The organism is Nocardioides immobilis, assembly GCF_003515065.1.
GTDB lineage: Bacteria > Actinomycetota > Actinomycetes > Propionibacteriales > Nocardioidaceae > Nocardioides > Nocardioides immobilis.
The window spans coordinates 478,415-491,834 of record NZ_QXGH01000009.1; the positions used below are offsets into that span (position 1 = coordinate 478,415).

The 13,420-nt window shown below is 70.8% G+C and carries 12 protein-coding genes; 5 read left to right on the forward strand and 7 right to left on the reverse strand.

Annotated features, from left to right (window positions below; translation table 11 throughout):
• Positions 1 to 101 precede the first annotated feature (101 nt).
• The 4 genes from D0Z08_RS03190 to D0Z08_RS03205 all read left to right on the forward strand — a co-directional run bounded on the left by D0Z08_RS03190 (position 102) and on the right by D0Z08_RS03205 (position 3,870).
• Positions 102 to 614 (forward strand): SigE family RNA polymerase sigma factor, encoded by a 513-nt coding sequence (locus D0Z08_RS03190; RefSeq protein ID WP_118922515.1) that lies wholly within the window; start codon positions 102 to 104, stop codon positions 612 to 614.
• The gene (locus D0Z08_RS03195; RefSeq protein ID WP_118922517.1) at positions 607 to 2,595 is read left to right on the forward strand and encodes a hypothetical protein; all 1,989 of its coding nucleotides are present in this window, start codon (positions 607 to 609) and stop codon (positions 2,593 to 2,595) included. Before D0Z08_RS03190 ends, D0Z08_RS03195 begins: the two co-directional genes overlap by 8 nt.
• A 96-nt stretch (positions 2,596 to 2,691) precedes the next feature.
• A complete protein-coding gene (locus D0Z08_RS03200) occupies positions 2,692 to 3,414 on the forward strand; it encodes a hypothetical protein (RefSeq protein ID WP_118922519.1) in 723 nt (240 codons plus the stop codon).
• Between the two features lie 81 nt (positions 3,415 to 3,495).
• Entirely contained in the window at positions 3,496 to 3,870 is a 375-nt protein-coding gene (locus D0Z08_RS03205) for a VOC family protein (protein ID WP_118922520.1), read from the forward strand.
• A 95-nt stretch (positions 3,871 to 3,965) separates the two neighbouring features.
• Here D0Z08_RS03205 and sucD read toward each other — a convergent pair whose 3' ends face one another.
• Positions 3,966 to 4,862 carry a succinate--CoA ligase subunit alpha gene (gene sucD / locus D0Z08_RS03210; RefSeq protein WP_118922522.1) on the reverse strand — a complete coding sequence of 299 codons (897 nt, stop codon included), beginning with the start codon at positions 4,860 to 4,862 and terminating at the stop codon, positions 3,966 to 3,968.
• 12 nt (positions 4,863 to 4,874) lie between these two features.
• Positions 4,875 to 6,050 (reverse strand): ADP-forming succinate--CoA ligase subunit beta, encoded by a 1,176-nt coding sequence (sucC, locus tag D0Z08_RS03215; protein WP_118922524.1) that lies wholly within the window; start codon positions 6,048 to 6,050, stop codon positions 4,875 to 4,877.
• Positions 6,051 to 6,371: 321 nt separating this feature from the next.
• Here sucC and D0Z08_RS03220 point away from each other — a divergent pair, with 321 nt between their 5' ends.
• A complete protein-coding gene (locus D0Z08_RS03220) occupies positions 6,372 to 7,373 on the forward strand; it encodes a M23 family metallopeptidase (RefSeq protein ID WP_220453990.1) in 1,002 nt (333 codons plus the stop codon).
• Positions 7,374 to 7,376: 3 nt separating this feature from the next.
• Here the strand turns inward: D0Z08_RS03220 and pcrA are convergent, their stop codons facing one another.
• The 5 genes from pcrA to D0Z08_RS03245 are packed head-to-tail and all read right to left on the reverse strand — an operon-like array spanning position 7,377 to position 13,174.
• Positions 7,377 to 9,896 (reverse strand): DNA helicase PcrA, encoded by a 2,520-nt coding sequence (gene pcrA, locus D0Z08_RS03225; RefSeq protein WP_118922526.1) that lies wholly within the window; start codon positions 9,894 to 9,896, stop codon positions 7,377 to 7,379.
• Between the two features lie 47 nt (positions 9,897 to 9,943).
• Positions 9,944 to 10,300 carry a hypothetical protein gene (locus D0Z08_RS03230; RefSeq protein ID WP_118922528.1) on the reverse strand — a complete coding sequence of 119 codons (357 nt, stop codon included), beginning with the start codon at positions 10,298 to 10,300 and terminating at the stop codon, positions 9,944 to 9,946.
• A gap of 30 nt (positions 10,301 to 10,330) precedes the next feature.
• Positions 10,331 to 11,239, reverse strand: coding sequence for a M15 family metallopeptidase (locus tag D0Z08_RS03235; protein ID WP_220453991.1), 909 nt, complete (start codon positions 11,237 to 11,239; stop codon positions 10,331 to 10,333).
• 1 nt (position 11,240) lies between these two features.
• A complete protein-coding gene (locus D0Z08_RS03240) occupies positions 11,241 to 11,894 on the reverse strand; it encodes a LuxR C-terminal-related transcriptional regulator (protein ID WP_118922530.1) in 654 nt (217 codons plus the stop codon).
• A gap of 2 nt (positions 11,895 to 11,896) precedes the next feature.
• Positions 11,897 to 13,174 (reverse strand): ATP-binding protein, encoded by a 1,278-nt coding sequence (locus tag D0Z08_RS03245; protein WP_118922532.1) that lies wholly within the window; start codon positions 13,172 to 13,174, stop codon positions 11,897 to 11,899.
• Positions 13,175 to 13,420: the final 246 nt, after the last annotated feature.

Sequence of the window (13,420 nt, forward strand, 5' to 3'; positions counted from 1 at the left end):
GCCGGGGCGGATGCAACCCGTCCCGGGGCCGGCGCGTACCACCATCGACATCAACACTCCGGAGCGCGAGCTCCGGACTCGGGCTCGAGAGGGGGACGGCCGTGGAGGCACATGAGTTCGACGAGCTCTATGCCGCGTCGTTCCGTCGGATCACCAGCCAGGTCTACGCCATGATCGGCAACCTGGACGAGGCCACCGAGTGCGTGCAGGAGGCCTTCGCACGCGCCTGGGCCAACCGCCGGAAGCTCGACAAGGCGGAGTACCCCGAAGCCTGGATCCGTACGACGGCGTACCGCCTGGCCGTCAGCCGCTGGCGCCGCGTCCAGCTCGGGAAGCGGCCGACCGACAGAGCAGTCGGCGCCGCGACCAATACGCCGGCCGTCGACGAGTCGCACGTCGCTCTCGTCGCCGCCCTCAGGAAGCTGCCCGAGGCGCAGCGCCAGGCGCTGGTGCTGCACCACATCGCCGATCTCCCGATCCACCAGATCGCGGCCGAGATCGGCGTACCCGAAGGAACCATCAAGGCCCGGCTGAGCCGCGGACGCGCCGCGCTCGCCGTGCTGCTGACCGACGAGACCAACGGCGGTCTGGCTGGAGGAATGAGCCATGTCTGACCCGATCGACAAGCTGACCCGTCTCGGCGACGCGCTGGAGGGCGCACCGATGCCACTTCCAGCCTCCGAGATCCGCGCACGGGGCGACCGGATCCGCCGCCGCAAGCACGCCCTCGTCGCCGGCGCGAGCGCCGCGGTGGTCGCTGCCGTCGCCGTCCCCGTCGTCGCCCTCACGGTGGGCAATGGCTCCGACGACCCCGACAACCTTGCTCCCCAGCCGTCCATCACCGACCCGGTTCCGGCCGCTGCCCTGAGCGTGGAGAACCTGATCACCGCGGACGACGCGGCCTGGAACGAGGTCGGCACCGAGTTCGAGGTGTCGGAGACCTATCCGGGTGACGGCCAGGCGCCGCCGAGCCCGTGCTTCCAGAGCTCCTTCGCCGGTCTCGGCGCCGAGACGGTCTTCCAGCGTGACTTCCGGTGGAAGCTGCAGACGAGCGGGACGGACATCGGTCCCCAGCTCAACGAGATCATCGGCGAGTTCGCGAGCCCCGAGGACGCACTCACGGCGTACAACGAGATCCAGGGCTGGTACGACGACTGCCGGCCGCCCGGGGCCGAGAGGTTCGAGGCGGGCGAGTTCGCCCCCGTCCCCATCCCCGTCGACGGCCAGGGTGCCCAGATGCTCGCCACCTACGGTCCGGTCGATGAAGAGCTCGACCCGTTCGGGGACGAGGGTTGGTTCCTCGACACGGGGCTGGTCGTGTCGGGCGATCGGGTCGCCGTGGTGACGGCACTGAGCCACGGCCAGGACTACAACGGACAGCCACCCCCGGCCGCGGAGATGCTGCCGGCCGCCGCGGAACGACTCGTGCGGGGCAACGGCGTCGGGGACGAGCCGGCCGAGGGCGACTGGCCCACCACCATCCCGGACGACTTCCCGCTCGACAGCGGGTTCCCGACGGACGACGGCAGCAGCGGGTTCGACCCCGCCGACCCGAGCGAGGACAACGAGGCGCTGCTGCCCGGTGGCGACCTGCAGGAGTGCCAGCAGATCGACAACCCCGACGCGGTCGACCGTCTCACCACCCGCCTCACCACGAACGAGTCCTACTACGCCCGCGAGCTCCAGCTGTTCGCCGACGACGAGGAGGCGCGCAGCTACCTCGACTCGATCCAAGACGCCTACAGCGCCTGTGAGGCCGAGTCGCCCGACTACGAGGTCGACTTCACCGGGGACAGCCCGGACGCCCCGTCGCGGCTGGACATCCGGTGGTCCGACGGCGCCGGTCGCCAGGTCATCATCGTGTCGCAGGTCGGCAACTCAGTGCTCGTCGCGATCGAGAGCGACGAGAGCGGCAGCGGAGCCGCGGGAGACATCGACCGCATGTGGGTCGGGGTCGCCGAAGGTCTGGCGACCCTCCTCGACGCGGTCACGGACCTGCAGACCGGTGCGTACGCCAGCCCGACGGAGGGCGCCGACCCGAACCTCGACGAGCCGGCCGGGACCACCACGATCCCGGACGACATCCCGCTCGACGTCGACATGGCCGACATGGGCTCGGACGGCGAGTTCCACACGCCGTACCGTCCAGACGCCACGGAGACCGGCCTCACCGTCGACCTCTGCGGACAGAGCGTCTGGCCGGTGGCCGACACCGTCGACCGGCTGTGGGCCTGGGCCACCGGCCCGGAGTACGGCGACCGCCGCGAGCTGGTCACCTTCGCCACCGTCAACGAGGCGGTCGCAGCCGTCGAGGCGATCCGGGTCGCGCTGCAGGACTGCTCGAGCGAGGACTCGACCGTGTGGACCGTGACGGACATCCTCACCGGCTACGACTCGGTGACCTTCAGCCGCACGTACACCAACGGCCTCGGCAAGGACGACTTCCAGGCGACCCGGGTGGGCAACGCGGTCCTCCTGGTCCACCGGTACGGCGAGGGCAGCATCTCCGGCGTGGAGGAAGGTGCCCAGGATCGCACCGACGTGACCACGGCGATCGCGCCCAGCCTGTGCGTGTTCACCGTCGACGGGTGCTGAGCGGCCCGCATCGCCGTACGAGGACAACGGTCAACCGGATGACCCCCTGGCGCGTCAACCGAGTGACTCCCTCGCACCAAGGAAGGGGTAGCTGCCATGAAGGTCCGCCGGTCCACCCAGCACCTGCTCGCCGCCACCTTCGCGGCAGCCGCGCTCGTCCTCGCCGCCTGTGGCGACGATCCCTCCGTCGGGGACTCGTCGGCGTCCGACCCGGTCACCATCCCGGAGCCGTCGGACGACCCGACCGGGACCCCGCCGGCGTCCGGGCCGACCGCGATCCCGGACGACTTCCCGCTGACGTCGGGCTGGCCCGAGGACGACGGCAGCAGCGAGTACCGGCTGACCGAGCCGAGCCCGGACAACGAGGGCATGGTGGCGGCCGGCGACCTGGCGGCCTGCGACACCTCCGCCGACGCCGGTGACCCGGTCGATCGGCTCACCACCCGGCTGAGCTGGGGTTCGGCGGGCTATGCCCGCGAGATCCAGCTGTTCGCCGACCCGACCGCGGCCGAGCAGTTCGTCGACTCGGTCCGCGACGTCTACCGCGCGTGCCCGACCAGCGACCAGAACGGCACACCCCCGACCTACACCACCGAGGTCAACCAGGGTGCGCTGGGCGAGCACTCCCTCGTCATCACTCGGGTCTCGGACGGCATCGGTCGTGCCGTCATCCAGGTGGTCCGGATCGGCAACGCGGTGGTCGTCGACGCCCTGGGTGACGAGGCCGACCCCGACGACTTCCCCGTCATCGACCTCGCCACCGAGGCCCGGGAGAACCTGGCCGACGTGATCGGTGCGACGTACGAGCTCCAGGGCTGACGGCCAGTCCGACCCCGCCACTGACACACACCACGAGCAGTCCCAGGCCCAGGAGTCGGCGCCGGGTGCCAGGATCGGCGCATGATCGATCACCTCGGCATCAACTGCGCGGACCTCGACACCGCGAAGCGCTTCTACGACACCGTGCTCGGCACCCTCGGCTACCGCCGGTTGCTGGACTACGACGTCGCCGTCGGCTACGGCAAGGACAAGCCCGACTTCTGGCTCAGTCAGTACGACGACATGCCGCCCAACCGCGAGGTGCACGTGGCGTTCCTGGCCGCCGACCCCGAAGCTGTCGAGGCCTTCCACGAGGCCGCGGTCGGTCTCGGTGCCGAGTCGCTGCACGCGCCGCGGCTCCGGCCGGAGTACCACGAGCGCTACTTCGGCGCCTTCGTGCGCGACCCCGACGGCAACAACGTCGAGGCCGTCTGCCACAACGCCCCGATCGACTGAGGACGTACGACGAGGGGCCGCCGTCCGGATCGGACGGCGGCCCCTCGCGTGGGACGTGAAGCTCGCGGGAGCGAGCGCCTCAACCAGCGTGAGGATCAGAGGTCACGAAGTAGCTCCCGAGCCAGCTCGGCGGTCGCGGACGGCGTCTTGCCGACCTTCACGCCCACGGCCTCGAGGGCCTCCTGCTTGGCGGCCGCGGTGCCGGCGGAGCCGGACACGATCGCACCCGCGTGGCCCATGGTCTTGCCCTCGGGGGCGGTGAAGCCCGCGACGTAGCCGACCACCGGCTTGGTGATGTTGTCCTTGATGTAGGCCGCGGCCCGCTCCTCCGCGTCGCCACCGATCTCACCGATCATGACGATCAGCTTGGTGTCCGGGTCCTCCTCGAAGGCCTGGAGCGCGTCGATGTGCGTCGTGCCGACGATCGGGTCACCGCCGATGCCGATGGCGGTGGAGAAGCCGAAGTCCTTCAGCTCGTACATCATCTGGTAGGTCAGCGTGCCCGACTTGGACACGAGACCGACCGGGCCGGAGCCGGTGATGGTGTGCGGGGTGATGCCGGCGAGCGACTCGCCCGGCGTGATGATGCCCGGGCAGTTGGGGCCGATCATCCGGGTCTTCTTGCCCTGCAGGTAGGACCACACCTCGGCGGTGTCCTGGACCGGAACGCCCTCGGTGATCACGACGATCAGCGGGATCTCGGCGTCGATCGCCTCGACGCAGGCGTCCTTGGTGAACGCCGGCGGTACGAAGAGGACCGACACGTCGGCGCCGGTCTCGGCCATCGCCTCCTTGACGGTGCCGAACACCGGAAGCTCCACGTCGGCGCCGGAAGCGTCCTTGTGGGTGACCGTGGTGCCGGCCTTGCGGGCGTTGACGCCACCCACGATGGTCGCGCCCGAGTCGAGCATCAGGGCGGTGTGCTTGGCACCCATGCCGCCGGTGATGCCCTGGACGATGATCTTGGAGTCCTTGTTCAGGTAGATGCTCATGTCGTCGTCCTCTCAGGCAGCCTGGTTGTTGGCGAGCTCGGCGGCCTTGTCGGCTCCACCGTCCATCGTGTCGGCCAAGGTCACCAGGGGGTGGTTGGCGTCGGCGAGGATCTGGCGTCCCAGCTCGACGTTGTTGCCGTCGAGCCGGACGACGAGCGGCTTGGTCGCCTCGTCACCCAGGATCTTCAGCGCGCCGACGATGCCGTTGGCGACCTCGTCGCAGGCGGTGATGCCACCGAAGACGTTGACGAACACCGACTTGACCTGCGGGTCGTGCAGGATCACGTCGAGGCCGTTGGCCATGACCTCGGCGTTGGCGCCGCCGCCGATGTCGAGGAAGTTGGCGGGCTTCACACCGCCGTGGGCCTCGCCGGCGTACGCGACGACGTCGAGGGTGCTCATGACGAGACCCGCGCCGTTGCCGATGATGCCGACCTCACCGTCGAGCTTGACGTAGTTGAGACCGAGGTCCTTGGCCTTCGACTCGAGGTGGTCGGCCTCCTCACGGATCTCGAACTCCTCGTGGTCGGGGTGCCGGACCTCCGAGGCGTTGTCGTCGAGCGACACCTTGCCGTCGAGGGCCTCCAGCTTGTCGCCGGCCAGGCGAGCGAGCGGGTTGACCTCGACGAGCGTCGCGTCCTCCTCGACGAACACCTTGTAGAGGTCCTCGATCATCTTCACGGCCTGCTCGAAGACGGGCTCCGGGAAGGCGGCCTCGGTCGCGATCTCCCGCGCCTTGTCGGCGTCGACGCCGGTCCCCGGGTCGATCGCGATCTTCTTGACCGCGTCGGGGTTGGTCTTGGCGACCTCCTCGATCTCCACACCACCCTCGACCGACGCGATGCACAGGTACTGGCGGTTCGACCGGTCCAGCAGGAAGGAGAAGTAGTACTCCTCCTCCGGCGGGGTCGCGGGCGTGATCAGGACCCGGTTGACCGGCAGGTCCTTGATCGTCAGGTTGAGGATGTTCGTGGCGTGCTCGAACGCCTCGTCCGGCGTCTTGGCCAGCTTGACCCCCCCGGCCTTGCCGCGGCCGCCGGCCTTGACCTGCGCCTTGACGACGACGACTCCGCCCATCTCCTCCGCGGCCGCCTTCGCCTCCTCAGCGGTCTCGACGACCACACCGAGGGTGGTCGTCACACCGTGCTTGGCGAAGAGCTCCTTCGCCTGAAACTCCATCAGGTCCACTGGTATATGTCCTCAGCTGTTCGGGTGCGGGCCGCGCTGCTGTGCGGGTCCTCGGGCACCCTAGTAGGGTCGCGTCCCCCGCGACGAGGGTGCCCACAAAGGACGTGACGTGGGTTACACCGTCCGACCGGACTATTCCACAGCGGCCGTCCGCAGATTTCCGGCTTCGCAGTCGATCGGTTAAGGTCGTCGGCATTCGTTTCATCCCGGTCGTCGGCGCAATCTGGCAGACGGCCACTGTCGTCGGGACGCCGTGGGGGTCGGTCTCGAACGCCAGGGATGGGCGAGCCACTGATCACCGACGCGGGGACACACGAACCTATGGGCAACCACCGAGGGGCACGACGCGCTACGTCGCGAGGCCGCTCGGAGCGTCCAGCTGAGGGGTGCGTCGGACGCAGGGTCGCCAGCCGCGCGAGCGACTCACCGACGCCGGACGTCGTCCGTGCCGCGGCTCCCGAGCTGCCGCCGGCAACGGTCGAGCTCCCCGCCTCGCTCTTCACCGACACCACGACGGGCTCGCTCCGACCGGCCGTCCCCGGCAAGCGTCGCGCCGCCCGGTCTCCGCGCACGCCGCTGATGCGCGCGCTGCCGTCGATGCCGGTCGTCGTCGGCATCGCCGCGCTGGCCGTCTCCGCGGGAGGCGTCCTCAGCACGAACGGCACCCAGCTCGTCGGCAACGACGCGCCGCCGCGGTTCTCGGCGGCGAACGCCGCGTCCGGTGAGATCGGCTCCGCCGTCTACGACTCGACCGGCCGCTCCCCCGTGCTGAGCCGCGACTCCGACCGCGACGCACTCGACGACGCGAGCGACGCCTCGCTCGTCCAGGAGGTCGAGCTCCAGGCCGAGCAGCGCAACGAGGCGCTCGGCAACCTGGTGGAGCAGGTCGAGAAGGAAGTCAAGAACATCAACCTCAATCGGTGGTCGCTGCCGATCGAGGCTGGCATCTACCGGCTCTCCGCCACCTTCGGCCAGGCCGGCAGCTACTGGTCCAGCGGCTACCACACCGGCCTCGACTTCGCCGCTCCGAGCGGCACTCCGATCATGTCCGTCGCCAACGGCGTCGTGACGTCGGTCGGCTACGAAGGCGCCTACGGCAACCAGACCGTTGTCACCCTCGAGGACGGCACCGAGATCTGGTACAACCACCAGACGTCCTACACCGTGTCGGCCGGCGACAACGTGATCGCCGGACAGGTGATCGGCTACGTCGGCTCGACCGGCAACTCCACCGGCCCGCACCTCCACCTCGAGGTCCGCCCCGGCGGTGGCGACCCGGTCGACCCGTTCGCCGCCCTCGTGGTCAACGGCGTCAACCCCTAGCGCTCAGAGCTTCTCCACCGGGGCGTAGCGCAGCAGGAGCCGCTTGACGCCGTCGGAGCCGAAGTCGATCGACGCGACCGACTTGTCGGCCTGACCCTCCACCGACACGACCGTGCCGAGCCCGAAGCTGTCGTGCGTGACCCGGTCACCGGGCTCGAGCACCGGGATCGGGCGGCTGGGCTTCGCCTTCGCGGCGGCATCGGCGCGGGCAGCGGCCGAGGTGAAGTTGCGGCGCCCGGCAGCGGTCGGCGAACCGAGCCGCGCAGCCTGGCCCGAGCCTGCCGAGGAGTACGTCGACCCGCTCTCGCTCGCGAACGTCGGCCGCGACCAGCGGGTCTGGTCGGCCTCGGTGCGACGCCAGTCGACGAGGTCGACCGGCAGCTCGCCGAGGAACCGCGACGGCGGGTTGTGCGCCGGCGCGCCCCAGGCGGAGCGGACCATGGCGCGGGAGACGTAGAGCCGCTGACGCGCGCGGGTGATGCCGACGTACGCCAGTCGCCGCTCCTCCTCCAGCTCGGGGCGGTCGCCGAGCGAGCGTGAGTGCGGGAAGACGCCGTCCTCGAGACCGGTGAGGAAGACGACCGGGAACTCCAGGCCCTTGGCCGTGTGCAGCGTCATCAGCGTGACGACCCCCTGCTCCGGCGGGGCGTCGGGATCGTCGCTGTCACCGTCCGGCGCGTCGGGGATCTGGTCGGTGTCCGCCACCAGCGCCACCCGCTCCAGGAAGTCCGCGAGGCCGGGCTCGACCAGGCCGGCGTCGACGTCGGCCGGGTCGGCGCTCGGCGCCGCGACGGGGTCCTCGGCGAACTCGCGGGCGACGGCGACGAGCTCGCCGAGGTTCTCGACCCGCGTCTCGTCCTGCGGGTCGTCGGACGCCTCGAGCGACGCGAGGTAGCCGGACCGGTCGAGCACGGTCTCGAGCACCACGTCGGGCCGTTCGCCGCCCTCGACCATGGACTGCAGCTCGGTGACCAACAGGACGAAGCCCTCGATGTTGGCCTGGCTGCGGGTCGCGAGCCCGGGCGCCTCGTCGGCCCGCTGGAGCGCCTCCCAGAAGGTGATCTGCTCGCGGTTGGCGAGCTCGTTGACGCACTCGACGGCGCGATCGCCGATGCCGCGCTTGGGGGTGTTGAGGATCCGGCGCAGCGAGACCTGGTCGTCGGGGTTGACGAGCATCCGCAGGTAGGCGAGCGCGTCGCGCACCTCGCGCCGCTCGTAGAACCGGACCCCGCCGACGACCTTGTAGGGCAGGCCGGTGCGGATGAAGATCTCCTCGAACACCCGGGACTGCGCGTTGGTGCGGTAGAAGACGGCCACGTCGCCCGCCCGACAGCCCTTGTCGGTCAGCTTGTCGATCTCGTCGGAGACGAACCGCGCCTCGTCGTGCTGGTCGTCGGCGACGTAGCCGACGATCCTCGGCCCCTCGCCCGCGTCGGACCACAACCGCTTCTCCTTGCGGCCCTGGTTGTGGCCGATGACCGCGTTGGCGGCGGAGAGGATGGTCTGCGTGGAGCGGTAGTTCTGCTCGAGCAGGATCGTCCGCGCGTCGGGGAAGTCCTGCTCGAAGTCGAGGATGTTGCGGATGTTGGCGCCGCGGAACGCGTAGATCGACTGGTCGGCGTCGCCGACCACCATCAGCTCCGCGGGAGGAACCCGGTCGCCATCGCCACTGCCGGCGGCCGCGTCGTCGTACGCACCCTCGACCGGCTCCTCGAGGCTCTGCCCGCAGAGCTGGTGGATGAGGGCGTACTGGGCGTGGTTGGTGTCCTGGTACTCGTCGACCAGGACGTGGCGGAACCGCCGCCGGTAGGTCTCGCGGATCTCCGGGTGTGCCTGGAAGAGCCGGACCGTCTCCATGATCAGGTCGTCGAAGTCGAGGGCGTTGGCCTCGCGGAGCCGGCGCTGGTAGAGGGAGTACGCCGCCGCGTAGCTCTCCTCGATGCTGTTGCGGGCGTCGGCCTTGACCTCGTCGGGGTCGCGCAGCTCGTTCTTGTGGTTGCTGATCCAGTGCAGCACCGGGCCGGGCTGGTAGCGCCGCGGGTCGAGGTCGAGGTCGTTGCAGACCAGCGTGATCAGCCGCTTCTGGTCCTGGGCGTCGTAGATCGAGAAGTTCGACTTCAGCCGCGCGTAGCCGAGGTGCTCGGCCTCCTTGCGCAGGATCCGGACGCAGGCGGAGTGGAACGTGCTGACCCACATGATCTTGGCGCGACCGCCGACCAGGTCTGCCACCCGCTCCTTCATCTCGGCAGCGGCCTTGTTGGTGAAGGTGATCGCCAGGATCGAGCCCGGGTGGGCCTTGCGCTCGGAGATCAGCCAGGCGATCCGCCGGGTCAGGACCCGGGTCTTGCCGGAGCCCGCGCCGGCCACCACGAGCAGCGGCGGGCCGGCGTGCTTGACGGCCTCCTGCTGCGGCTCGTTGAGGCCCTCGAGGAGCTCCTGCGCGGTCGGCCCGCGCCGCGTCGTACGTGGCTCTTCAGCGGGGGTGATGCCCTCGAGGCCGGGCAGCGGCTGCAGGTGACTCATGCTTCGGCCAGCCTACGGCGCGGCACCGTCAGAAGTGCCGGCCGGGATCAGCTGTGGACGGGCGACCAGACCACCGCGATGCAGACCTCGGCGACGGCGAGCACGAGCAGGCCGGCCCAGAGCCCCTTGGGGATCGACGCCTTGCGCATGTTGGCCATCACCAGCACCAGCAGCACGAGCCCGATCGCGAACTTCACCCCGATCTTCGCGTGGTTGACGTCGCCGTCGCCGGCCTCGAGCACGCCCACCAGCGCGAGGCCGGCGAGGAACGCCGTGCCGACGCCGTCGCGCATCACGCCGGTCACCCGCTTGGTCTCGTCACCCGCCTGCGCGAGGAGACCGCCGATCAGCGCGGCGAAACCGAGGATGTGGAGGATCAGCAGGATCAGGCGGAGCGTGTCCATGGCTGCACTCTAGGGCGTTGGTCGCCTGTGTCAGCGGCCCGTCGCCGTGAAGTGCTGGTAGTCCTTCAGCGACGACCAGGCGCCGCCCCACGACCAGCCGATCCGGGCGAACTCCCGCACCGCGACCGAGTCCGGCTGGATCATGCCGGGCCGGCGCCAGGAGCGGTCGAGGTACGACGACGCCAGCTCGGGCAGCACCACGTCGCCCTTCTGGTAGGGGTTGTTGAAGGGATTGACGTCGATCGCGAGCCCGTAGGCGTGCGCCGACCAGGAGCCGCCGCCCCTCGTCGCGCGGCAGACAAGGCCGGCGGTGTTGTTGCCGTCGCCGGTCGGGTGCGCGTCCACGTCGGCGGTGGTCGGCAGCCGCATCTCCTCGATCGGGAAGGCGGCTGCGAACAAGGCGTCGAACACCGACACCACGTCGGCCGCCTCGCTCGCAGCGACGACCAGCTCCCCCGTGTGCGCCCGCCCGTCGAACCCGCGGAACGACACGGTCAGGTACCGGAGGTCGTCAAGCCCGACCGGGCACGCCGGAGACCAGGTCTTCCCCATCCGCCGCCGGATCTCGTCGGTGACCGGGCCCACGGTCGAGTGGAACCGCCCGTCCTCGGGCGGCGGCAGCAGGTCGACGGTCGCGAACCGGCGCTCGACCAGGGCGGGTGGCGTCGGGCCCATCACGCCGAAGCCGTCGGGGCGGAGCGGCAGCGGGTGGGCGCCGAGGTCCCAGTCGGAGTACGACGACGCGCGGTCGGTCGGGCGCTTCGTCGGCGACTGCTGGTCCGTCGGACGGTGGCGCGGACGGTCCTTCTCGGAGCGTGACCCGGCCGTGGGCGCCGTACGGTCGCCGTCGGCGGCGTCATCGTCGCCGAGGCCGCAGCCCGTCAGGGTGAGCGCGAGCAGCAGCGCGGCGGCGTACCTCCCGAACCTCCGCACGGTCACCTCAGAGGAGCCGCCGGTCGGAGGCCCACTTGGTCAGCTCGTGGCGCGAGGACAGCTGCAGCTTGCGAAGCACCGCGGACATGTGGGTCTCCACCGTCTTGATCGAGATGAAGAGCTCCTTCGCGACCTCCTTGTAGGAGTAGCCGCGGGCGATGAGCCGCATCACCTCCCGCTCCCGCTCGGTGAGCCGGTCGAGGTCCTCGTCGATGTCCGCGACCTCGATCGAGCCGGCGAACGCGTCGAGCACGAACCCCGCCAGCCGCGGCGAGAAGACCGCGTCGCCGTCGGCCACCCGGCGGATCGCGTCGACCAGCTCGCGGCCGGTGATGGTCTTGGTGACGTAGCCGCGGGCACCGCCCCGGATCGTCCCGATGACGTCCTCGGCCGCGTCGCTCACCGACAGGGCGAGGAAGCGCGGCGGGTCGCCCGCCATCGTGGACAGCTTCCGCATCACCTCGACCCCGCCACCTCCGGGGAGGTGCACGTCGAGCAGGACCACGTCGGGCGCGGTCGCTGCGATCGTGGCCACCGCGGTGTCCACGTCCTCGCCCTCGCCGACGATCTCGACGACGTCGGACCCCGCGGCTTCCAGCTCTGCGGTCACCCCGCGCCGGAACATCGCGTGGTCATCGACCACCACCACCTTGACCGTCATGGTCACTCCCCCTCCTTGTCGCGTCCGAGGTGCAGCCGCACCTCGGTGCCCTCGCCCGGCGCGGACCGCACGTCCGCGGTGCCTCCGTGGCGAGCCATCCGGTCGATGATGCTGCGCCGTACGCCGAGCCGGTCCTCCGGGGTGGCGTCCGGGTCGAACCCGGCGCCCCGGTCGCGCACGAACACGTCGACCGCGGTCGGCGTGATCTCCGTGTAGATGTCGACCCGCGGCACGCCGGCGTGCTTGGCCGCGTTGGTCGTCGCCTCCCGCGCCGCCGAGACGATCGGCCGCATCGCCTCGGTGAGGTCGCAGTCGCCCACGGAGACCACGACGACCGAGAGGTTCCAGGCGTCCTCGACCTCGCCGGCCATCGCCCGCAGTGCGCTCGCGACGGTGCTGTCGTCCATGGACTCGGTCGAGAACAGCCAGGACCGCAGGTCCCGCTCCTGAGCGCGTGCCAGCCGGGCCGCGTCGGACGGGTTCTTCTGGATCAGGGCCAGCGTCTGGAGGACGGAGTCGTGCAGGTGGGCGGCGACGTCCGCGCGCTCCTGCGTGCGGACCCGTTCCTCCCGCTCGTCGCTGAGCTCCGCGGCGAGCCGGTAGATCCACGGGCCGGCGACGATCGCCAGACCGCCGAGGCCGAGCAGCACGGCCAAGGTCACGTCGCGGGCGAGTGAGATCGAGCCCCCGCGCAGGGAGAAGAGCACGATCGCGACCACGACCAGGCCGAGCCCGGCGGCGAGACGGGCGTACGACGCCCAGCCGCCCGCGCCGAACACGATCCGCATCGGATCGATCCGCCCGCGGCCGTCGACCCACCGCTCCCGCTGCGCCTCGTCGGCCTGGCGCCACAGCAGCCCGACGCCGGCGATGGCGATCGCCAGCGGCCAGATCCAGCCGCCCGCGCCGAGGAAGCCCTCCAGGATGAAGACCGCTCCGATCCCGAGCGCCCCGAGCACGACCACCGGACCGACGTCGAAGATCCGGCGGACGGGCCCCGGCCGTCGCCCGCCGCGAGTGGCGCTCGCGAGGCCGGGGGCCAGCGGGGTCGCGTGCGTGCCGGCGGGCAGCATCGCCCAGAGCACGGCGTACGCCGCGATGCCGGAGCCGCCGAGCACGGCGGCCACCACGAAGCCGACCCGCACCATCAGCACGGACAGGCCGAGGTGCTCGGCCAGCCCGGCGGCGACCCCGCCGAGCACGGGCTCGCGGAGGTCGCGGTAGGCGCGTCGTACGTCCCGGGGTGCCTGGGTCCCGGGCGCGGTCGCAGCGGTGCTCATGATGCATCCATCGTCACACAGCGATCGGCTCGGGAGCAGCGGGTAGAACCCTGACCCGACCCCGAGAGCCGGGGCCGGTGGATGCGGCAAGATCAGGGCACTCCCCGATGGTGCGCGACCGCGCGACGGCACAGTCTGGATCCCATGACCACCACCCCTCCCGAGGCCCCGAGCGGCTCGACCGAGCCCTCGAGTCCGCCGGGTCCTCCCAGCTCATGGGCAGATTCCGAGCCTCCCCCCTCGCGC